The sequence below is a fragment of the Crocosphaera chwakensis CCY0110 genome, assembly GCF_000169335.1.
GTDB lineage: Bacteria > Cyanobacteriota > Cyanobacteriia > Cyanobacteriales > Microcystaceae > Crocosphaera > Crocosphaera chwakensis.
In genome coordinates, this window is the sequence record NZ_AAXW01000008.1 from 1 (window position 1) to 21,084 (window position 21,084).

At 38.0% G+C, this 21,084-nt stretch carries 19 protein-coding genes and 2 pseudogenes; 10 read left to right on the forward strand and 11 right to left on the reverse strand.

What is annotated here, in order from left to right; genetic code table 11:
* Positions 1–343: pseudogene (locus CY0110_RS06835) on the forward strand (serine/threonine-protein kinase); the annotation flags it as partial.
* Positions 344–521: 178 nt separating this feature from the next.
* A complete protein-coding gene (locus CY0110_RS06840) occupies positions 522–1,742 on the forward strand; it encodes a polysaccharide deacetylase family protein (RefSeq protein WP_008274635.1) in 1,221 nt (406 codons plus the stop codon).
* A 5-nt stretch (positions 1,743–1,747) separates the two neighbouring features.
* Here the strand turns inward: CY0110_RS06840 and CY0110_RS06845 are convergent, their stop codons facing one another.
* The 7 genes from CY0110_RS06845 to CY0110_RS06875 all read right to left on the reverse strand — a co-directional run bounded on the left by CY0110_RS06845 (position 1,748) and on the right by CY0110_RS06875 (position 5,801).
* The gene (locus CY0110_RS06845; protein WP_035798757.1) at positions 1,748–2,224 is read right to left on the reverse strand and encodes a hypothetical protein; all 477 of its coding nucleotides are present in this window, start codon (positions 2,222–2,224) and stop codon (positions 1,748–1,750) included.
* Positions 2,225–2,280: 56 nt separating this feature from the next.
* A complete protein-coding gene (locus CY0110_RS06850) occupies positions 2,281–2,463 on the reverse strand; it encodes a type II toxin-antitoxin system HicA family toxin (protein ID WP_050779977.1) in 183 nt (60 codons plus the stop codon).
* Between the two features lie 35 nt (positions 2,464–2,498).
* Positions 2,499–2,741 (reverse strand): type II toxin-antitoxin system HicB family antitoxin, encoded by a 243-nt coding sequence (locus tag CY0110_RS06855; protein WP_035798760.1) that lies wholly within the window; start codon positions 2,739–2,741, stop codon positions 2,499–2,501.
* 92 nt (positions 2,742–2,833) lie between these two features.
* Complete coding sequence (locus tag CY0110_RS06860; protein ID WP_008274639.1) at positions 2,834–3,031, reverse strand: hypothetical protein; 198 nt, start codon at positions 3,029–3,031, stop codon at positions 2,834–2,836.
* A gap of 24 nt (positions 3,032–3,055) precedes the next feature.
* The gene (mdh, locus tag CY0110_RS06865) at positions 3,056–4,030 is read right to left on the reverse strand and encodes a malate dehydrogenase (RefSeq protein WP_008274640.1); all 975 of its coding nucleotides are present in this window, start codon (positions 4,028–4,030) and stop codon (positions 3,056–3,058) included.
* A gap of 12 nt (positions 4,031–4,042) precedes the next feature.
* The gene (ndhO, locus tag CY0110_RS06870) at positions 4,043–4,258 is read right to left on the reverse strand and encodes an NAD(P)H-quinone oxidoreductase subunit O (protein WP_008274641.1); all 216 of its coding nucleotides are present in this window, start codon (positions 4,256–4,258) and stop codon (positions 4,043–4,045) included.
* A 148-nt stretch (positions 4,259–4,406) separates the two neighbouring features.
* Positions 4,407–5,801, reverse strand: a complete 1,395-nt coding sequence (locus tag CY0110_RS06875; RefSeq protein ID WP_008274642.1) for a DICT sensory domain-containing protein — start codon at positions 5,799–5,801, stop codon at positions 4,407–4,409.
* 184 nt (positions 5,802–5,985) lie between these two features.
* Here CY0110_RS06875 and CY0110_RS06880 point away from each other — a divergent pair, with 184 nt between their 5' ends.
* Both CY0110_RS06880 and CY0110_RS06885 read left to right on the forward strand, forming a co-directional pair.
* Positions 5,986–8,232: a ComEC/Rec2 family competence protein gene (locus tag CY0110_RS06880; protein WP_008274643.1), complete on the forward strand. Its 2,247-nt coding sequence runs from the start codon at positions 5,986–5,988 to the stop codon at positions 8,230–8,232.
* Positions 8,233–8,366: 134 nt separating this feature from the next.
* Positions 8,367–8,660: a hypothetical protein gene (locus CY0110_RS06885; RefSeq protein WP_008274644.1), complete on the forward strand. Its 294-nt coding sequence runs from the start codon at positions 8,367–8,369 to the stop codon at positions 8,658–8,660.
* A gap of 434 nt (positions 8,661–9,094) precedes the next feature.
* On the opposite strand, the gene CY0110_RS06890 is transcribed toward CY0110_RS06885, so the two are convergent.
* Positions 9,095–10,546, reverse strand: coding sequence for an IS66-like element ISCysp3 family transposase (locus CY0110_RS06890; RefSeq protein WP_008272619.1), 1,452 nt, complete (start codon positions 10,544–10,546; stop codon positions 9,095–9,097).
* Between the two features lie 33 nt (positions 10,547–10,579).
* Positions 10,580–10,984 (reverse strand): annotated as a pseudogene (locus CY0110_RS06895) (helix-turn-helix domain-containing protein); the annotation flags it as partial.
* A 494-nt stretch (positions 10,985–11,478) separates the two neighbouring features.
* Here CY0110_RS06895 and CY0110_RS06900 point away from each other — a divergent pair.
* Entirely contained in the window at positions 11,479–13,926 is a 2,448-nt protein-coding gene (locus tag CY0110_RS06900; protein WP_008274646.1) for an EF-hand domain-containing protein, read from the forward strand.
* Between the two features lie 166 nt (positions 13,927–14,092).
* On the opposite strand, the gene CY0110_RS31345 is transcribed toward CY0110_RS06900, so the two are convergent.
* The gene (locus CY0110_RS31345; protein ID WP_269719925.1) at positions 14,093–14,221 is read right to left on the reverse strand and encodes a hypothetical protein; all 129 of its coding nucleotides are present in this window, start codon (positions 14,219–14,221) and stop codon (positions 14,093–14,095) included.
* 145 nt (positions 14,222–14,366) lie between these two features.
* Here CY0110_RS31345 and CY0110_RS06905 point away from each other — a divergent pair, with 145 nt between their 5' ends.
* Positions 14,367–15,179, forward strand: a complete 813-nt coding sequence (locus CY0110_RS06905) for a squalene/phytoene synthase family protein (protein ID WP_008274647.1) — start codon at positions 14,367–14,369, stop codon at positions 15,177–15,179.
* Positions 15,180–15,244: 65 nt separating this feature from the next.
* Here CY0110_RS06905 and CY0110_RS06910 read toward each other — a convergent pair whose 3' ends face one another.
* Positions 15,245–15,472 carry a DUF167 domain-containing protein gene (locus CY0110_RS06910; protein WP_008274648.1) on the reverse strand — a complete coding sequence of 76 codons (228 nt, stop codon included), beginning with the start codon at positions 15,470–15,472 and terminating at the stop codon, positions 15,245–15,247.
* A gap of 166 nt (positions 15,473–15,638) precedes the next feature.
* On the opposite strand from CY0110_RS06910, the gene rimP reads away from it, so the two are divergent.
* The 4 genes from rimP to infB all read left to right on the forward strand — a co-directional run bounded on the left by rimP (position 15,639) and on the right by infB (position 20,983).
* On the forward strand, positions 15,639–16,094 hold the full coding sequence (gene rimP, locus CY0110_RS06915; protein ID WP_008274649.1) for a ribosome maturation factor RimP: 456 nt from the start codon (positions 15,639–15,641) through the stop codon (positions 16,092–16,094).
* Between the two features lie 34 nt (positions 16,095–16,128).
* Entirely contained in the window at positions 16,129–17,427 is a 1,299-nt protein-coding gene (gene nusA, locus CY0110_RS06920; RefSeq protein ID WP_008274650.1) for a transcription termination factor NusA, read from the forward strand.
* 47 nt (positions 17,428–17,474) lie between these two features.
* Positions 17,475–17,738 carry a YlxR family protein gene (locus CY0110_RS06925; protein WP_008274651.1) on the forward strand — a complete coding sequence of 88 codons (264 nt, stop codon included), beginning with the start codon at positions 17,475–17,477 and terminating at the stop codon, positions 17,736–17,738.
* A 221-nt stretch (positions 17,739–17,959) separates the two neighbouring features.
* Positions 17,960–20,983 (forward strand): translation initiation factor IF-2, encoded by a 3,024-nt coding sequence (gene infB / locus CY0110_RS06930; protein WP_008274652.1) that lies wholly within the window; start codon positions 17,960–17,962, stop codon positions 20,981–20,983.
* Positions 20,984–21,084 lie beyond the last annotated feature (101 nt).

Sequence of the window (21,084 nt, forward strand, 5' to 3'; positions counted from 1 at the left end):
ACTCGATCAAGCGCAAAAAACTATCAAAGATTTTCAAGATAGTGATAGAATCGAAAGAACATATGATTCATCTCGTTCTTCTGTTGCTAGTCGTCCTAATCTTTCTTGGAAGTCATCTTGTGGTTCTCCTAATAATGGTGAAAAAGTTTGGTGGGCTGTAAAAACAGATGGTTCTAACCTTAATCTCGTTAAAAGGAATTATTGTGGTGATGCCATGATTTATTCTAGGGGAGAAACACAAGTGGCTAGTTTTACCTCAAAGTCTGAGGCTGAAAGTTTTGCTAAAATGTTAAATGCTCATTCTGGTGAACCATTTTGGATTCGTGAAAGTATTAGACGTTAAAATGTTAAGTTAAGTCAGTTTTTGTTTTTATAGCAGTACAAAAAAATCATGACATTATTGTAAGATGAGAAGTGCCTCCGCCTACAATATTTGGAAATTTCCTAAATGTCTTAACGATAATAAGTAATGCTATATTGAAAATACTGACTTTATTTTACTTCTTTTAATAAAATTTATAATGATTACTCAATCTAATAAAATCATCATCGGCTTTTTGATTGCTATCTCATTAAGTGCTATCTCAGGAATTAGTTTTGCTTTAATCAAAGCGAGTTTATCCAATAATTTAACTCAATCTAGTTCTGAAAATGAAGCAAATCAAAACAAAGATTATCAAGAAAGTAAAAATATTGAAAACAATTTATCAGTCATTCCTCCCCCTCGACAAAAACAAACAATTTTAACAACTCAATTATTACAACAAGAAGAAAAAAAATTTAAACAAGGAAGTGAATACTTTAATGAAGCTGATAGATTACTCGCAGAAGCAAGAGATAAAAATGATAGTCAATCTGCTATATTTTTACTAAATGAAGCTCAAAAAAAATTAGAACAAGCTGATAAGATAATGCAAGAATTTGAACCAAATAGTCCTTATTATCAATCGGCTCAAAATTATATCAACTATATTCCTTTTTATGCAGATAGTATTAATCAATGGAAAAATTATTTTACTCAATTAGATACTTATCAAGCAAAAACTCATCCTTGGGAAACGACTATTAACAATAATAATTTTATCGATCTAACTTATCATAATAAACAGTATGTCATGGCGAAAGCAAAAAAACAATCAGTGGTTTTAACGTTTGATGATGGTCCTTCCCCTCAATATACCGAGGCAATTTTAGATATTTTAAGGAAGTATAATGTTAAAGCAACCTTTTTTGTAGTTGGTAGTCAAGTTAGTCAGTATTGTCCTATTCTACGGCGTATTTATCAAGAAGGCCACGAAATTGGTAATCACAGTTATAATCATCCGTGGATGGGTAGAATCTCTTCAGAAGAACAGCAGCAAGAAATTTTCCAAACTCAGTCTATTATTGAAAATTGTATTGGTTCAAAACCCCGTTGGTTTCGTTCACCCTACGCTAGTCAAAACGAGTCAACGTTAAAAATCGCTCATCAAGCTGGTTTAAATACAGCATTATGGACGATTGATACTGAAGATTGGCGAAAAACAAGTACCACAAACAGTATTATTGAAAAAGCATTAAATTATCGCAGTAATAACATTATTTTGATGCACGATGGTGTTGAACCAAATCCCAATTTTAAGCATCCTTCTGCTTCTTCAAGTCGTAGCAATACCGTGCAATCTTTAGACATCATCATTCAACGTTTCCAAGATAAGGGATTTCAGTTTGTAACTATCAGTGAAGCATTTTCTAGTTATTAGTTAATCTATTCTGTTTCTTCCCAAAAATACTCTTGATTTGTGGATTTATCAGCACAAGCTTTTTCTATTTCTTGTTTCCATTGTGAACGAACTTCTGTAAATAAAGTGTCTATCATTGCCTCATTAAAAAATAAGCTTAATAACCCGATAGATTGTCCTTCTGATTGATGACGAAATTCATTTAAACTATAATCAGCGAGGGACAAAAAACTCTCTAATAAACCCTCAGTTAAAGGTTGTCTGGCAAGTTGGGAAAACAAAGCTTGAACTTCTTTATTATCTTTTAAAGCAGTGCGAATCATTTCTTGTTTATCAGGAGTTAGGGTTATACTAGGTTCATCCTCACAACTAATATTAATCCATTCGCCTTTTAAAGGGTTGATTGATTGAGATAAAGCTAGATTAGGAGTTAGAGAAACTGTCAAAGAAGCTAATCCCATCAGAATCGTTGATTTTTTCAAAAATGTAATTATTTTACTCATGTTTAATTTAATGAAATTATTAAAAACTCTTATTTATTCTAGCATTAGTAGAAATATTACAATTGTTCCCAATCATCTTTATTTATTTTGGCACGTTTTAGGACTCTAGTTAATAAACCAAGACTAACATCTCCCTGATGAGGATTAGGAATTGTTAATTTTAAATTATCTTTGACCATATATTGATGTTTGCCACCAGAATAAGGGCCTTGAAAACCTGCTTTTTTTAGATAAAAAATAAGTTCTCGTCATTTTATCGGTTTTAAAGGTGGCATTAGGCGACCTCTTGCGTTACGTTGAGATCAACACCGTCAATAATGGGAAAAGAATGACCTAAACGAAACCCTAAAATAATCCATCCTTCGAGTGCATCTTGTAAATCTTCTCGACAAGCTTCTAAAGTATTTGCATTACTCCAAACACCCTCACATTCAGGAATTTCTCCATAAAAAGTTCCATCTTCTAACAACTCATAAGTTGCCTTGTGCATTGCTGTAGAGATATATTTAGTCAACATATAAGCATAACCAGTTATTAGCTAATATTTGCAATTACTATTATAATCTTAATCAATCAGCATAAACCCAGATATTAGTATCAATAAAATATCTATCTTTCATATAATTTATCTCTCGAAGGTAAATCGAGATTATCCACAGTAATGAGATGAGCATAAACTCGTCTAGTTGACTTAGCTTGAGTAGGAATTAAATCAGCTTCAGCCTGTAACTTTTCTTCTAATTCCTTAATCATCTGGTTAACTCTCTCTGTGGGTAAATTATCAGGAATATTAATAACAATTTGCATTCTAATAACTCCGTTTCAGCTAAATCATTTAATGCCAACACTTTCTAAAGCAAAATGAACATTTTTTCTAACCGAATTAGCAGAAATGTGTAACGCTTCTTGCTCATTATTGCTCAATTTTATCTCTAATATTTTCTTGACTCCACGACAACTTAAAAAGCAAGGAACACCGATATAAATATCATTTAATCCATATTCTCCTTGTAAATAAGCAGCCGTTGGCAACAAACGAGATTGATCCCTTAAAATGCTTTCAATCATAATATAAGCAGCAGAAGCTGGTGCATAATAAGCTCCCCCTGTTTTTAATAATTTAACCACTTCTGCTCCCCCGTTACGGGTTCTTTCGATTAACCTATTAATGGTTGGTGAATCTAATAACTCAGTAATAGGAATGCCGTTAACCGTGCAATAATTCGGTAAAGGTACCATTAAATCCCCGTGTCCCCCTAACACCATGGCCGTTACATTAGCGGTGGAAATGCCCAATTCCATAGCGATAAAGGTTTGCAGACGGGAAGAATCCAACACCCCGGCCATCCCCATTACTCGCTGAGGGGGTAACCCAGTTACTTTACGGGTTAAATAGGTCATTACATCAAGGGGGTTGGTAATGACCATAAAAATAGCATTAGGAGAGTATTTATAGGCTTTTTCAGCTACATCAGCCACAATTTTAGCATTAATTGCCAAAAGGTCATCTCGGCTAATACCAGGGGTTCTGGCACGGCCTGCGGTGATGACCACTAAATCGGCTCCGGCTGTCTCTTCGTAATTATTTGTCCCCACCACCTCACAGTTATGGTATTCGAGTCCTTGAGCTTCCATTAAGTCAAGGGCAATGCCTTGGGGAAGTCCTTCAACAACATCCAAGAGAACCACATCAGCTAAGTCTTTTTCTACGATGCGTTGGGCCAAAGTTCGCCCCACATTTCCTGCGCCTATAATGGCTACACGGAGAGATTGACAGGGGAGAAGGGAGTCGTAAGAGACAGTCATAATCTTTAAAATTTATACGGCTTCTAGTTGGTCGAGGCGTAACCAAACACTGGGAGTGGGAACATAAAATCGAATTAAAGCATATTCGTCATTCATGTCAAGAATTTCCCCTTTGCTTTCAAACAGATAGGAAGGAAAACGGGTATCACTGGCTTTCGCTTCTACACTGTTTTCGAGCTTTTCTTTGACGACGCGCACTAAAGCACCTTTTTTAATTTTACCGGCCATAATGGTTCTGTTATTCTCAATTTTTAGAGTTTCCTTCTAATCCTAGCAAGGGAAAATCAATAAGTAACCCCTGATCATTAAAGAATTACTCTTATCGTCGCTTCGCTCCTAGGTGTGGGGAAGAAATTATTGTTCACTGAATAAATGTTTAATCTGAGGATTCTTGAAAGACCACTCTAACAATAGTTCCTTTACCCACTTGAGAGACAATATTAATTTTTCCCCCACATTTTTCGATTAAGTGATGGGCAATGGTTAATCCGAGTCCGACTCCTTCAAGATTACGATTGAGGGTATTACGTCCCCGATAAAAACTATCGAATAGTTTGGGGAGATCACTCTGTTCGATACCCATTCCTGTATCACTAACGGATATTTCTACCCCTTCAGATTTTAAGGCTGCTTGTACGCTAATGCGTCCCCCTTCTGAGGTAAATTTGAGGCTATTATGAATAATGTTTTGTAGAATGCGTCTTAACCAAACGTTGGGACAAGCTACAGGTGGAAAGCCAGGGGGAATAGTGTACCCTAAAGTAATTCCTTTTTCTTCAGCGATCGCTTGATAGGTACTAACGATACCCGGAACCACTTCTCCAAGGTGAACGGTAGGCTCAGCGTCTCCTAAACTTTGATTGAGTTGTAATAAGTCTTGTAATCCAATGAGTAGGGTATTTTGGCGATCGCATTCTCTTTTCAATAAATCGATATACCGTTGTCGAATATCCCGTTTATGTTGTTTCGACTCTAGCAACCTTAAAGCGGTTTTCATATTGGTTAACGGGGTACTCAATTCTGTGGTTAAGGGTTTAAGAAATTCTTCTCCGAGAGTTAAACTTTGTTGTGCAACGGGTCGAGCCGTTTCGGATAAATTGTTAGGGTTAACTGATAAACTGTGACGTAACAGTCGACACCATAATTTTGTGACTAAAGTAGCCTCAACGGTAGTCGGTAAAGGAAAGGATAAAACAGAGTCACTCAATACTTCGACTGGTGTGGTATCGGTAATAGTAATCAAATGTTTTAGCCCTGATAATACCTTTCGGATGATAGCGGGGTTAAAACTATAGACGACTTTGAGAACAGTAGGTTCTAGAAGTCCTGATGGTGGATCTTCTTCTGCTGGAATTTGTTCTTGTGCCAAAATCAAACTACACAGTTTGGGGGACAAAATTAAGCAAAAATGTTCTCGTCTTAGCTGAGTGTTAGTTTCTAGTACAATGGGAGTAAAGTTATCCTGGGATGGGGAAGCACCAGATGCACTATGACGACCAGGGGCCGTGCCACCAGTGCGACTAATGGTACAACGATAGATTTGTTGAGAAAGACCTTCTTGATAATAGCTGTCTAGGGTTGTCCACCAACGGGAATTCGGTGGTAATTTTGCCCATACTGTGGCTTGAATTTCTTCGTCAATTAAAAATTGAATCACCGTATCAACCCATTCCCGAAAGGTACTGGCTGACACGATTAAAGGCGATAAGTTAGGGTCGGTGCTTTGAGTTAGTTGATATAGAGATAGTTCTGAGGTGGAGGGAGGATTCATCCGTTTATAATCGCTCTTTTATTATGCTTTAGTATTTTCTCATTTTTCTTGGTTAATTGAGTTATTTTACTGAGTTTTGTTAACAAATTTTATAATTTATCTTTTGTGGTAGTTGTTATTTTTTAATTTATATGATCAATTACCTTATTTCAATGGTCATTACTCACTCAGCAGGAAGATTTTAATGAATTCCTTTCATTATCTTATTCTTATTTTGGCTTATGTCGGAGGGTTATTGATAACTGGATTATGGGGGTTTCCTAATCCTAATCCGTCTTGGCAACAATGGTGTATTGCGGGTGTATTAATTGCTATTATTCCTTTTACTTTCTTCATTTTATTAAATCGTCGTTGGCGAAGATGTCCCCGATTAAGATTTTGGTTTATTGTTTCTTTAGTTGCTTGGTTAGCTGTCTTATATTTTCAATGGCGTATCCCTTCTCCTCGTTCAACGGATATCAGCTATTTAATTCAAGATAACTTTAGACCCCAAAAAGTTCAATTGATAGGAAAGCTTATATCAGAACCCAGATTAACTAACAATGACCGTAAAAAGTTTTGGTTACAAGCTCAAAAAGTTAATTTTGATAAACCAGATAGTGATTTTAAAATAGTAACAGGAAAAGTTTATGTAACTTTACCAATCAAAGAAATTAACATTATTTATCCTGGTCAAAGTTTAATCATTGAAGGGAATTTATATCAACCGCAATCGCCTAAAAATCCTGGAGCCTTTGATTTTAAAAAATACTTAGCAAAACAAGGTTCATTTTCAGGATTAAAAGGAGAAAAAATTATCTTTACAGAAAATAAGAATAATTGGGGATTAACTAAACTAAGAAGTCGTATCATTAACGGATTTACTAATGCTTTAGGAGAGCAAAATGGATTAGTTATTAGTTCTATGATTCTCGGAAGAAGAGCGGTTGATTTACCTCCAGAAATTAGGGATTTATTTGTTAATATGGGACTGTCCCATATCTTGGCTGCATCAGGATTTCATGTGGCTTTATTATTGGGAATTATTTTTTGGTTTACTCGTTCTCTTTCTCCAACGAACAAGCTTATTTTTGGTATTACAATCTTAATTCTATATGTAGGTTTGACAGGAATTCAGCCCTCTATTTTACGAGCAAGTTTGATGGGAACTGCTATTTTAATTGGTGAAGTTGTAGATAGAAAAACAAATCCTCTTAGAACGTTATTATTATCTGCATTTTTATTATTAGTTTTTAATCCTTTATGGATCTGGGATTTAGGATTTCAGTTAAGTTTTTTAGCAACATTTGCTTTATTAGTTACCAGTCCCTCTATTGAAAATAAGTTGGATTTTTTACCGCCTAAAATTTCTTCTATGATAGCAGTTCCTGTTGCTGTATCTATCTGGACATCTCCTTTAATTATGTATGTTTTTCATACGTTTAGTTTTTATATTATTCCTTTTAACATTTTGGCAACTCCTTTAATCATATTATTAGTCATAGGAGGAATGATTAGTGCTATTTTTCTTCTCATTTTTCCTGTTTTTGGTGTAGAAATAGCTAAATTTTTATTTTGGCCGCTAGAAATTTTATTGCACTCTGCCAAACAAATTACTCAATTGAAATTAAGTGCTTTGGTTGTCGGACAAATATCTTTATCTATTTTAATTATAATTTATGGAATTTTATTAATTATTTGGTTAAATACAACCTGGCAAAAACATTGGAAATTAGGTGGTATAACAATCATTTTATTGCTGATAGTACCGATTATATCTAAAAATATTTTCTTGTCTAAAATTACAATTTTGCAAGGTAATTCAGTTCCGATTGTCATTATTCAAGATCGAGGACAAGTTACAATCTTAAACACAGGTGATGAAACAGACATTAAATATAACTTATTACCCTTTTTATATCAGCAAGGGATTAATGAAATTACAAACGCAATTTTGACTAATAATGAAACTAAAATTTCTTTATCACTACTTGAAAAGGAAATTAAAATCAAAAATATAATTTATTTATTTGATGAAGAAAAACACGGTTTTGATCATCTCGATAATCAAACCATAATCAAGCTTAATTCAACTATTATAAAAGCCTTAAATCAATTCCCCTTAATCTTAAAATGGAAAAATAATAAGCAATCTTGGTTATGGATAGATAGTCAAGTAAAAAACGATAACTTAACTATGCCAATTCCTCATCAATCTTCCGACATAATTTTGTGGTCAGGACAGAAACTATCGTTAGAATGGGTAAAATTGCTTACGCAAAATTCACCAAAATTTATTATTATTTCAACTAATTATATTCCAAAGTTTATTCAAAAAGAATTGACAAAACAAAACATTCAATGGTATTGGATACAAGAAATTGGAGCAATTCAATGGATACCAAAACAGGGCATTAAACCTTTATTAAAAAATCAAGAACAAGATAGCTAATATGTGTAATCTAAAATACTTTTGAAATCTTAACAAATAGAAAAGTTAGTTAAAACAATCACAATGGTTTTTTCAGCGAAGTGTTACCTTAGTAAAGGATAGAAATTTCTCTAGAATTTAATGATGAGGATTGTATGAATAATCCACAACTCCCTTTTAAGTGTACGAGTCAGGAACTTGAAAAAGCAGCCATTGAACGGTTCCGGACTCATATAAGTTCACTTCCTGCCCAATGTCAAATTTTCCGCGAACCCTGGAATCATTCGACAGTAATTTGTATTGACTTTGTACAATGTCCTCATTTGCTAGATACTCTTAAAGATATGGAACCTTCTTTAGTGGAAGGGGTTCAAGCATTAGGATTAGGCAATGCCATTATTTTTCGTTTAGGTAAAAAATTGATGGGATGGAAAAATATCGTCTCTTAAACTCAAATCTTACATCTTGTTTAAAATTAGGTTTTCTACATTAGGGTGGGTTAGACGGCTATCATTTAGCTACTCACAAGAATATACTAATCTGTTGTAACCCACCACCTAGGTTAAAATAAGAGATAATAATTATCTTAAGTTTTACTTGTATAAACAATATTAAAACTGTTCAGGTAGATGAAATTAATTCTCATTTATTAAGCCAAGAAAACGAACCGCTCGCTATTACAGATAAAGGTTATTTATTAGGGTATTTTTATCCTGCGTCATACTCACCATCATCTTTAGATATGAATAAGAAATGGTAAAGATTAGAGAATATTATAGCAATTCCCATAGTCATGAGGTACAGTAGCAGCAATGAGTAAACCAGTTACGAATATCTTGTTTGGTAACTTGTAACATAGCTGATGTAATGTAAGGATTCAGGTCTAGAAGTTAGGAATTAGGGAAGGAAACAAACAATTCGGATGACCGACTTTGGCTATTAATGACTTCTCGAAAAAATCAATCACCGAACGTTCTTGACGACGACAAGTTTGAATAACCGTCAATAAGTTAGCTGTTTGTTTAAATCGTTCCATGCTTCTTGAACCCCCACTAACTTTCCGTTTCGTGATGGCTAATCTTAAGGATCTTTCAGCAAGATTATTATCAGGGGGGATCTCTGGATGCTCCAGAAAATACCACCATTGCTCTGCCTTTTGCCGAAGGTTTCGCAAAAGTTTTCCGGCTTCATAACCGGCTTTAGGCTTCCATTCTTCTGTGGCTATCTTTATCTTATCTTTGAATTGTCTTGCCCAAACTTGATAACCATGCCTATTCTTATCGTTTTGCCAAATACGATAATGACGGAAAGCTTCATCAATTAATTTGAGAAAAGTTTGACCGATGGTTTTGTTATATTGACCTGGAGTTTTTATTAATCGCTGAAAGTGACGGCGTAAATGTGCCAAACATTTCTGTTGAGCAACAACAGTATAACCATTGTAAACTCCCAAATCATCACTACTTAAAACACCACCATATTCATGGCCTAACTGATCTTCTAATTCCTTACGCCCCCTAGTATCAGCAGCCCGAAACAGGCAGAAAAGTTGATTGGTAAATACCCACAACCATTCTTTGACTCCCTTCACTGGCCAGGGTGTTTCATCAACATGAATTGGGGGTTGTTCTACTTTGACCCACTTGGATAATTGTTCAACCGACGGATTAATGGCTGTTTCTACTCGTTGATTGGTGGCTACGATGGTCCCCATACCTATCTCAATTTGCCCTAACTCCCACAACATCTCTTGTTGCTTTTCATAAGGTAGATGTCCATAATTCCCTAACCATCCCAGAAAAGCTTGTAACTTCACTCCTAAATCTTGTCCTGGGACGGTCTTGGGCGACCAATTCGCTTTGGTCACTTCACCACAATGCCCACAGCGACAATGATGACGATGATATTCTACTACCTCAATGGGTTTATCTACCAGTTGTGCTACCTGCTGAGAATCAACTTTCACTGGTTCTATTAATAATTCTGTTTGACCACAGTGACTACATATTGATGGTTGCAAGATTTGAATTCTGTCAATTCTCCCAAAGCCTTTCCTTGTTTTTCCCTTATGTCCAGGTTGTCCCCCTGGTTTTCTTTTCTTATCCTTATCGTCTTCAGTTGTTTTAGCCTTCTCAGACTTTTTCAATAAGTCTGTTGATGGGGGTTTTGATGAGGTTTGGCTATCTAAATTACGACTGAGCTTTAATTTTTCTATTTCTTTTTGTAGCTGCTCGATAAGTTTCTGTTGAGCCAAGATAATTTGTACCAACCCAGATTTTGACAGTTGGTTTAATTCGTCTGGATTTAACTGTACTCCTGGTTCAGTTTGACTCATACCGTTACTTTAGCGCAGTCAGCCTGTTTGTCAATATTTGCCACCTGAATCCTTACCTTTTTCATTGTCTTTTTCAGGTGCATATAAAGTTTTTTTGACACTATAATTCAATCTTTGGCTGATTCTTCCCATTGTGGTTTTTTTGACTTGCACTCCTGTTTCTTTATAGAGTAACTCACATAATTCTTCGAGAGTTGCATCATTATTTTTTTCCATGATTTCCACTAAAATAACCAATTGCTCACTATTAAGCTTAGGAGATGGGCTTCCTCCTTGCGGTAAAGGTCTAATATCTCCAGTTTGTTGATATTGTTTAAGCAATTTTTGAATAAAGCTTTTCGCTACTCCAAAACGCTTAGCTAGATTCCTGATAGAGAGGTTTTCTTTTTTCCACACTTCTATGATTTTTTCTCTAAAGTCTATAGAATAAGGCTTCATTTTTTAGTACATCAGTAATAGATATTACAATCTATAATGTACCTCATGAGTCAGGGAAATGCTATATTTTTAGCTTCTAATATGACTATTTCTCTTTGATAATACTAAAAACTGTTGAATAATTGCAAGTTATTGCTTGGTTAATTGTGAGAGACTGTTTATAAAGTAAATCTTAAGATAATAAAATAACCAAAAATACTCGAAATTATAAAATCGAAGTTATAAGACAAAAAATCTCATAATTTACCTGAATAACCCGAATAATTATTATTAATTTTCATTGAAATTACCAATAAAGGATTAAGAAATATTAACCGAAAAGGGACTTTTGATACTTTCCCTACAAAATCTTTTCTGACAATCGCTAAACATAGAAACAGTTAGGAGTGCATTTCGGATATCAATGTGGTTGAACCATTGAAAATCCTATAACTATCCTTTGTTATTTGTTGTGATCGCTACCTAAAAACTACAGTTACAAGTTATTCAGAATTATGTTTGCGAAAGTTCCTGAACGGTATATGCACCGAGTGCGATGGGTTCTCGCATTAGGCTGGCTATTGCTAATTACCTCCTTATTTTACGACCCTATTTCCTATTGGTTAACCTTACCAGAAAACACCTGGAGTCCCCTCAGTATTAGTAATATCACGCCCTACGAATGCGTTTTAGTACAAGGGAAATGTTTACCAGAACAACCCTATCCCATTGGGGCGATAATGTTTTGGGCTTTGATTGTTCCCACTGGGGTATTTGTCTTAATGGTATTTGGCCATGAAGCATGGCGACGCATTTGTCCCTTGTCATTTATGTCCCAAATTCCCCGCGCATTAGGGATTCAAAGAACTCGGAAAAAGGTTAATCCTCAAACCGGTAAAGTTCGTCATGAATTGATCAAAGTTGACCCTAATTCTTGGCTGGCAAAGAATCATTTATACTTACAAATGGTTCTGTTTTTTCTTGGTATTGCAGCCAGAATTCTCTTTGTTAATTCTAATCGTATTGCTTTAGGATCATTTTTAATTGGAACCATTATTTCAGCAATGGTTGTCAATTACTTTTTCGCAGGAAAATCCTGGTGTCAATTTATTTGTCCTATGGCCCCAGTTGAGCAGGTATTTGCTGAACCTAGAGGATTACTCAATAGTAAAGCCCATACAGGCGATCGCCAATTGGTCACTCAATCCATGTGTCGTACCATCAACGCAGAGGGTAAAGAACAAAGTGCTTGTGTGGCTTGTCATAGTCCCTGTATGGATATTGATGCAGAGCGTTCCTATTGGGAAAATGTCACCAATCCTAAACAACAATGGCTTTATTACGCCTATGTGGGTTTAACCGTTGGTTATTTCGTCTATCCCTTTTTGTTTGCTGGAAATTGGGAATATTTAATTTCTGCTGCTTGGGCGCACCAAGAAAACCAATTAGCGACTTTATTTAACCCAGGATTTTACATTTTCGGCAATCTCATTCCCATTCCTAAACTGGTTGCTGTTCCTTTAACCATTGGTTTATTTGGTTTAGCGGGTTACTATCTCGGATGCAAAATAGAGAGACTGTATAAAGGGTATTTATTCCGTAACCATAAATTGGTGAGTACCGAAGTGGTTCGTCATCGGATGTTTACCGTCTGTACCTTCTTTATTTTTAACTTCTTCTTCATCTTTGGTGGTAGTAACTTCGTGCGGATGTTACCTTCCCCATTAAGATATCTATTCCCAGTTTTAATGGCTGGTTGTAGTGGCGTTTGGTTGTATCGGACTTGGTTTAGAAACCCTTATCGTTATCAACGAGAAAGTTTAGCTACACGACTACGGAAACAACTCAACAAACTCAAGCTCAATGTTTCTCAATTCCTTGATGGTAGAGCGTTAGATGATCTCACCGCTGATGAAGTTTATGTTTTAGCAAAAGTGCTACCTGGATTCGATAAAGAGAAGAAAATCGAAGCTTACAAAGGAGTGCTTAAAGAATCCATCAACGAAGGATATGCTAATAGTGCCAGTAGTCTTGAGATGATGCGTCAAATGCGTCTAGAACTCAACATTACCGATCAAGAACATGAACTGTTATTGACAGAATTAGAAGTCGAAGATCCCTTCTTAGTTGATATTGAACATCACCAAAACCACGAAGAGTGGTTACGTCAAGAAAGCTATCGTCAAGCATTACTCGACACCATTATGGAGTCTTCGAGGGAACATCCCCATCAAGCGATCGTTTTAGATTTATTTGATGTAATGACCGGGAAAAAGCCCTTTGAATCCTTTAATGAACTCCTGAATAAATTATCCCCTGACGAGTTACGCTCCATTGAGGAAATACGAGAAGAATATTCGATTACTTCTCAAGAAGAAGAGGAAATCTTACTGCACTCTAATCCTCATCAATTGTGGCAAACCATGGCCTATACTTTGAGTGCGATCGAACACCTTGATGCTCTAGCCGAAGGTAAAATTAATCCTGCTTGTAATCTTGGGGAAATTAGCGATCAACAAATGAATTTTTATCGCAATACCTTCAGTAAGTTTGACAAAGATGGTAACGATAACCTCTCTGCAGTGGAGTTACACTCTTTATTGAGGTCAATTGGTCGTTCTTACTCCTCTGAACGGGTGCAAGAAGTAATGGATATGATCACAGGAACTCCTAGGAGTGAATTTATCTCTTTTGGAGACTTTACTACTCTATTACACCAAGAATTAACAGAACATCCTCAAGAGGGAATGTTAGAACGGTTCCGTCGCTTTGACGTAGATAATTCTGGTTTCATTAATCTCGAAGAATTACGCTTGTGCTTGCGAGATATTGATATCAGTTTGTCTGACAGCCAAATTGAGGAAATGCTAAAGTTAGCTGATAAAAACAGTGACAATAGCATCAGCTATGAAGAGTTTTGTGAACTCTTTGGACAGTTTAAAAATACTGTTCATTCTGTGTAATCTGATTAATTTAATTAATTTGATTAATTTAATTATCTCCCGATTGAACATCGGGAGATTCCTTTTTGAACAAGGGTTTAGATGATTGTCAGCTAACCCTTCGATGATTTGTCAGTATTTTTTTGGGTTAAAAAATCATTAATTTCTCTTTGGACTCACAAAGGATTTATTGCCCATTTCTGAGCCAAGCTAATGCCCTTAAATAACCTGGATTCGGGCTTTTGAGTTCTGAGTCAGAAGGATCGAATAGGGGATTACGGCAAATTTTGGCGAACCATAATACAATGGACACCATCTTTATAAAAATACCGTCCTACGTTCTAACTCTCATGATAAAACCCCCAATTTCTGTTTGTCAGGAACTTCACAATCGTTTAGTGGGATCTCACAGATAAGTAAGTGTATGCTAATGCTTAAAGTTGGCGTGAGGAGTGAAATTAATGAATTTACGCAATAATGCTCTAAAGACTCTTAGAGAAACCAGTCGAACCTTTTATATTCCTATCAGTCGTCTTCCCGGTGACTTACAGGATGCGGTTGCTTCTGCTTACCTTTGTATGCGAGCGATTGATGAAGTCGAGGATCACCCTGATCTTGATAACTTCACCAAAGGCAAAATTTTGCGACAAATGAGCCTTAATTTACAAGCAGCCGTAGAAATGTCAAGAATTGAAGACTTTTCCGTAGGATTAGTTCCCTATAGTCATTGTTTACCCGATGTCAGTCTACGGTTAGGACAATGGGCGATGTTAGCCCCTCCCACCATTGCTCCACGGGTTTGGGATGCCACAGCATCCATGGCTGATCGCATGGCTTACTGGGCTGAAAATAACTGGACAATCCGCACAAAAGCCCATCTAGACCAATATACCTTCAGTGTTGCTGGTGCTGTGGGCTTGCTATTATCGGATTTATGGGCTTGGTACGACGGAACCCAAACTAATCGTCAATATGCCATAGGGTTTGGTAGAGGGTTACAAGCGGTTAATATTGTACGAAATCATCGAGAAGACTTACGCCGTGGGGTTAATTTTATTCCTCAAGGCTGGAAAATTGAAGATGTTCATCAATATGCCCGCGATAACCTGAAATTAGCCGATCTTTACACCCAATCCCTCGGGCCTGGGCCTGCTTTAGATTTTTGTAAAATTCCTTTAGCTTTAGCCCACGGAACTCTAGAAGTGATGGCTTTAGGTAAAGAAAAACTTAGCCGTAGTGATGTGATGGCTTTAGTACAACAGGTGACCCGTTAAAGCAGAGTGACTTCTGTGATTATTATTTTTTTTTAAAGTCTCTCCTCGGAGAGATTATTTTTTTTTTAGGTGTCAATTTCAACTAACTTGTTACGGGAGGAAACCCCCGATTTAATCAAAATGTGAGATTTTGGCACATTAAAGTGTTTAGCCAAGAGAGTTATAAGTTCTTGATTGGCTTTCCCATCGGTGGGGGGAGATTTGACCGCGATTTTAAAATGATTATCGGCCATTTCTTCTATTTTCTGCTGTTTGGCGTTGGGTTTAACTTTGACCTGGAGTTTGAGCAACATAGAACAATTGACAGAGAATAGTATGTTTAACCAGACGTTGTGAGACAAGATTTGCTAAACTAATAATTTAACGCACATTCAAACGGTAGTTAATACCGTATATTCCCAATTTATTGAGATGTAAAGGGAGTGGGGCAATAACCCGCTTTTTTTTATGGTCTGAATCATGACTCATCCTTTGATTCCACAAATTATCGATTTAGCCACCCCCATTGTTCAAGAAATGGGGTTAGACGTAGTAGAGGTAGTGTTTCAAACTAATAAACGTCCTCCCGTCCTGCGGGTTGATATTCGTAACCCTGACAGTGATACCAGTTTAAACGACTGTGAACAAGTGAGTCGCGCCTTAGAAGCGGTCTTAGACGAAACCGCCATTATGCCTGGAGCTTACGTCTTAGAAATTTCGAGTCCTGGGATTTCTCGATATTTAAGCGATGAACGGGATTTTGTTGCTTTTAAGGGTTTTGAGGTCAACGTTACCACAAATCCGCCCTATAAGGATAAAAAAGAATGGCAGGGAAGACTCCAGGGACGAGATGACAAAGCAGTGTATCTCAATCGTAAAGGACGAGCGATCGCCATCCCTTGTTCTGTCATTACTCAAGTGCAATTAGCAGACTAACCAAAATTGAAGAGGTAAGAGAGGATTTCTTAATATGTCATTAGTTAGTTTACCGGGATTGACCCAGATGATCGAAGAAATTAGTCAACGGCATAATTTACCTAAAACAGCCGTTCAAGAAGCCCTGAGAGAAGCGTTACTCAAAGGGTATGAACGGTTTCGTCGTTCTCAAAATCTAGATCGTCAACAATTTTATGATGAATATTTTGATAATTTCGAGGTAGAACTCGATACAGAAGAGGAGGGGTTTCGTATTTTATCAACCAAAAGAATTGTTGAAGAAGTCGAAAATACCGATCATCATATTTCCCTACAAGAAGTTCAAGAAGTGGCCTCCGAAGCTCAACTCGGAGATGAAGTGGTCTTAGATGTGACCCCCGAACAAAAAGATTTTGGTCGCATGGCCGCCATTCAAACTAAACAAGTCCTTCTACAAAAATTACGGGACCAACAGCGTAAACTAATTCAAGAAGAATTTCATGAGTTAGAAGGAACGGTTCTAAATGCAAGAGTTTTACGATTTGAACGACAAGATATTATTGTCGCCGTACAAAGTACTTTTGGGCAGCCCGAAGTCGAAGCCATCTTACCCAGACGGGAGCAACTTCCCAACGATAACTATCGAGCCAATGCTTCGTTTAAAGTGTTACTTAAAAAAGTCCGAGAAGGCTCCCACCGAGGTCCTCAACTCTTGGTATCCCGTGGGGCTGCCGGTTTAGTGGTGGATATGTTTTCCGTCGAAGTCCCCGAAATTGAAGAAGATATTGTCCGTATTGTGGCCGTTTCTAGAGAAGCTAACCCCCCCTCTCGTTATGTCGGACCGAGAACCAAAATTGCAGTGGATACCCTAGAACGAGACGTTGATCCTGTAGGAGCCTGTATTGGGGCTAGAGGTTCTCGTATTCAAGCAGTGGTCAACGAACTCAGAGGAGAGAAAATTGATGTCATTCGTTGGTCTCCAGACCCTGCTACCTATATCGCCAATGCTTTGAGTCCAGCGCGAGTTGATGAAGTCGTATTATTAAATGCAGAAGAACGTCACGCCTTAGTATTAGTGGCCGAAGATCAACTCAGTTTAGCCATTGGTAAAGAAGGCCAAAATGTTCGTTTAGCTGCCCGTTTAACCGGATGGAAAATCGATATCAAAGATATAGCCATTTATAAAGCTGAGGCTGAAAAAAGACAACTAGAAGCCGAAACTAGAGAAGAAGAATATGACGAAGAGGATGAAACTGAATTAGAGCCCATGACCTCTGCCGTTGAAGACGAAAACTTTGACGAAGAATCTGATCTCGACAGTTCAGATGAGTTTGATAATTCCACCTTGTCTTAATCATCAAACTTGTATTCTTGGACTGACGACGGAATAACTTGTGTTCTATGCCCGAAAAAAGTGTCATCAAACCCAATTATAGACGTTGTATTAGTTGTCGACGAGTTGCTCCGAAAGAAGCATTTTGGCGAATTGTACGAGTCTATCCTTCTCGGCAGGTACAATTAGATCAGGGGATGGGAAGATCGGCCTATCTCTGTCCTAACAAAAGTTGTTTAACCCTAGCCAGTCAAAAAAATCGTTTAGGACGGGGACTTAAAGCCTCTGTTCCTGATAGTATCTACCAAACATTGTGGGAACGTCTAGCATAGCTTGTTGAGGATACCTGATTTTTGCCATGATTATGTATATAGAATTTCGGGAAAAATTTAGGGAATAAACCCACAATTATCGTTAGCATAGGAGAGAACATTGTTTTCGTAGTCATGATTATTAAACCTAAAACCAATAGCTCAACCCAAGAGCTTAGCCGTCGCTTTTACAGGCGACTTGAACAACTACAGTAGCCAAAACCTAGTCAGGGGGATAGTGGATGAAAAACGCACACAAAGTCAGAATTTACGATTTATCAAAAGAATTGAGCTTAGAAAACAAAGACATTTTAGAAATTTGTGAGCAGCTAAATATTGCTGTTAAAAGCCACAGTAGCACGATTACTGAATCAGATGCCGAACGAATCAAGGGAATGGTTGACAAATATCTTGCTCAACAAGGAACCTCTCGCGCTAACGATGGAGGAGCCTCAGGAGACAAAAAACAACAAATTTTAGCCATTCACCACAAACAAGTTCGTCCCAATGCTGCACCTACGCCTTCAGAGACCTCATCATCTAACCTGAAGTCTCCTCGTCCCCCTGTTCCCCCTAAACCGCCAGTGTCTCCCAACCCCCCCCAAAAACCAACACCTCCCACCGCTGCCCAACCCCCTCAACCTCCCTCTAAACCGTCTCCTTCCCCAGAACCCGATCCTAAAACACCTGAAGGAGAACCAGAACCTACTGCAGCCAATCTCGTAGAACCTCCTCAATTGCTGAAACCCCCAGTGAAATCTTCCCCAGAGTCTCCTCAAAAACCAATCAGTAAACCGGTTAAAAATAAACCGATTAAATCTTCTGGGGACGGGAAAAATAAAGTTAAACCGTCTAAGAAAACGTCGAAGAATACTCCTCCCAAACCTAAAGATAAGGCTCAAAAGCCGACAGTATCTAAATCAGAGGAGTCACAAGAGACTCAACCAACTCAAAAAAATCTCAAAAAGCCTAGTCCGAGTAAACCTGACTTAAAACGCCCTGTTCCTCCTCAAGCAGAAGAGGAAGAAAAAGCCCCCGCCCTAGTGGCTCCTTCTGTCAAGCCAGCGTCAGACATGACTGAAGAAGAAGAGGATAATGACGATACCCTCGATGCTGTTCTCAAACCTAAACCTCAATTAAAACGTCCGTCTCCTCCCCGTATTTCTAAACGGAAAGATTGGGATGAGGAGGAAGACGAACAAGAACCTAAAGGTAAGAGTAAAAGTTCGACTAAAGGAAAACGCCGTTTCCAACCCATCGATGACGATGACGAAGATTTTGAAACCGAACTTAATGCTAATCCTGTTTCTCTCAGTTTAAGTCTGTCTACAGCCCGTCCCCCTAAACCTAAATCTCAAACAAAACCTAACACTAATAACACCCAAAAACCGAAAAAACCAACCCTAAAAACTGCCGATAGCCCTCCTGAACGGAACCGAAATGAACGTCGAGAACGGCCAGAAGCTCGTCAGCGGCCTGAAAAAGTTGTTCTAGAGAGAAACTTAACTGTTAGAGAACTCTCAGAACAATTGCAAATTGCCGAAACAGAAATTATTAAACATCTGTTCTCAAAAGGGATTGCAGTCAATATTACTGAAACCTTGGATCAAGATACGGCCAAAATGGTCACAGAATCCTTTGATATTGAAGTAGAAATTCCAGAAGCGAAATCAGCGGCCACTAAGAATACGGAAATGCTCGACGAGCAAGACTTAGAAAATCTACAACGTCGCCCCCCTGTGGTTACCATTATGGGTCACGTCGACCACGGGAAAACCACTTTACTTGACTCCATTCGTAAAACCAAAGTGGCTCAAGGCGAAGCAGGAGGTATTACCCAACATATCGGTGCTTATCATGTGGATATCGATCATGGAGGAGAAACTCAACAAATTGTCTTCTTAGATACCCCTGGTCACGAAGCCTTTACTGCTATGCGAGCTAGAGGGGCGAGAGTGACAGATATGGCTATTCTCGTAGTTGCTGCCGATGATGGGGTGCAACCTCAAACTAGAGAAGCTATTAGCCACGCCCAAGCAGCAGAAGTTCCCATTGTGGTGGCCATCAATAAAATTGATAAACCAGAAGCTAACGCCGATCGCATTAAACAAGAACTCTCAGAACTAAGTTTAGTGCCTGAAGAATGGGGCGGTGAAACCATTATGGTGCCAGTCAGTGCTTTGAAAGGGGAAAATCTCGATGAATTATTGGAGATGCTTGTCCTAGTCTCAGAAGTAGAAGAATTGGTAGCTAACCCCGATCGCTTAGCGAAAGGAACGGTCATAGAAGCCAACTTAGATCGGACTAGAGGACCAGTAGCTACCCTTTTAATCCAAAACGGGACATTACGAGTCGGAGATGCTATTGTAGCTGGTTCTGTCTTCGGTAAAATTCGGGCCATGATTGATGATCGAGGCAACAAAGTAGAAGAAGCCTCCCCCTCTTTTGCTGTAGAAATTTTAGGGTTGAATAGTGTTCCTGCTGCAGGGGATGAATTTGATGTTTATCCTAGTGAAAAAGAAGCTCGTACCGTTGCTGAAGATAATGCGGAAAATCAACGTCAAACTCGGCTACAACAAGCGATGTCTTCTCGTCGGGTTACTTTAAGTACCTTATCAGCCCAGGCACAAGAAGGAGAGTTAAAAGAACTAAATCTCATCCTCAAAGCCGATGTTCAAGGATCTGTTGAAGCTATTTTAGGTTCTCTAGAACAGTTGCCTCAAAATGAAGTACAAATACGGGTTCTTCTAGCTTCTCCAGGAGAAGTAACGGAAACGGATGTGGATTTAGCAGCCGCCAGTGGCGCGGTAATCATTGGCTTTAATACCACCTTAGCCAGTGGTGCTAGGGCAGCAGCCGATCATGAAGGAGTGGATATCCGCGAATACGATATTATCTATAAACTCCTTGATGATATTGAAGGGGCTATGGAAGGATTACTCGAACCCGAAGAAGTAGAATCACCTTTAGGTCGAGCAGAAGTTCGGGCTGTGTTCAGCGTCGGTCGTGGTGCGGTAGCTGGTTGTTATGTACAATCGGGTAAAGTAGTTCGTAACCGTCAAATCCGTGTCCATAGAAATAATCAAGTTGTGTATCAAGGAGCTTTAGATTCTCTTAAGCGTGTTAAAGAAGATGTGCGAGAGGTTAACTCTGGATATGAGTGTGGTATTGGTGTGGATAAGTTTAATGATTGGGAAGAAGGCGATATCATCGAAGCCTACGAACTGGTCATGAAACGCCGTACCTTAGCTGGAAAATCCAGTTAACAATGTTTAAGCCCCTATCTCAGGGGCTTTATTTTTTTGAGTCATTATAAGCTTCCATATTGGGCTTCCTAGCGACTAAGCGAACCTTGGAGATAACCTTC

Coding starts and splice junctions, on each gene's coding strand:
- CY0110_RS06840 (WP_008274635.1), top strand. CDS start 522: ATGATTACTCAATCTAATAAAATCATCATCGGCTTTTTGATTGCTATC.
- CY0110_RS06845 (WP_035798757.1), bottom strand. CDS start 2,224: ATGAGTAAAATAATTACATTTTTGAAAAAATCAACGATTCTGATGGGA.
- CY0110_RS06855 (WP_035798760.1), bottom strand. CDS start 2,741: ATGTTGACTAAATATATCTCTACAGCAATGCACAAGGCAACTTATGAG.
- CY0110_RS06860 (WP_008274639.1), bottom strand. CDS start 3,031: ATGCAAATTGTTATTAATATTCCTGATAATTTACCCACAGAGAGAGTT.
- mdh (WP_008274640.1), bottom strand. CDS start 4,030: ATGACTGTCTCTTACGACTCCCTTCTCCCCTGTCAATCTCTCCGTGTA.
- ndhO (WP_008274641.1), bottom strand. CDS start 4,258: ATGGCCGGTAAAATTAAAAAAGGTGCTTTAGTGCGCGTCGTCAAAGAA.
- CY0110_RS06875 (WP_008274642.1), bottom strand. CDS start 5,801: ATGAATCCTCCCTCCACCTCAGAACTATCTCTATATCAACTAACTCAA.
- CY0110_RS06880 (WP_008274643.1), top strand. CDS start 5,986: ATGAATTCCTTTCATTATCTTATTCTTATTTTGGCTTATGTCGGAGGG.
- CY0110_RS06885 (WP_008274644.1), top strand. CDS start 8,367: ATGAATAATCCACAACTCCCTTTTAAGTGTACGAGTCAGGAACTTGAA.
- CY0110_RS06890 (WP_008272619.1), bottom strand. CDS start 10,546: ATGAGTCAAACTGAACCAGGAGTACAGTTAAATCCAGACGAATTAAAC.
- CY0110_RS06900 (WP_008274646.1), top strand. CDS start 11,479: ATGTTTGCGAAAGTTCCTGAACGGTATATGCACCGAGTGCGATGGGTT.
- CY0110_RS31345 (WP_269719925.1), bottom strand. CDS start 14,221: ATGGTGTCCATTGTATTATGGTTCGCCAAAATTTGCCGTAATCCCCTA.
- CY0110_RS06905 (WP_008274647.1), top strand. CDS start 14,367: ATGAATTTACGCAATAATGCTCTAAAGACTCTTAGAGAAACCAGTCGA.
- CY0110_RS06910 (WP_008274648.1), bottom strand. CDS start 15,472: ATGTTGCTCAAACTCCAGGTCAAAGTTAAACCCAACGCCAAACAGCAG.
- rimP (WP_008274649.1), top strand. CDS start 15,639: ATGACTCATCCTTTGATTCCACAAATTATCGATTTAGCCACCCCCATT.
- nusA (WP_008274650.1), top strand. CDS start 16,129: ATGTCATTAGTTAGTTTACCGGGATTGACCCAGATGATCGAAGAAATT.
- CY0110_RS06925 (WP_008274651.1), top strand. CDS start 17,475: ATGCCCGAAAAAAGTGTCATCAAACCCAATTATAGACGTTGTATTAGT.
- infB (WP_008274652.1), top strand. CDS start 17,960: ATGAAAAACGCACACAAAGTCAGAATTTACGATTTATCAAAAGAATTG.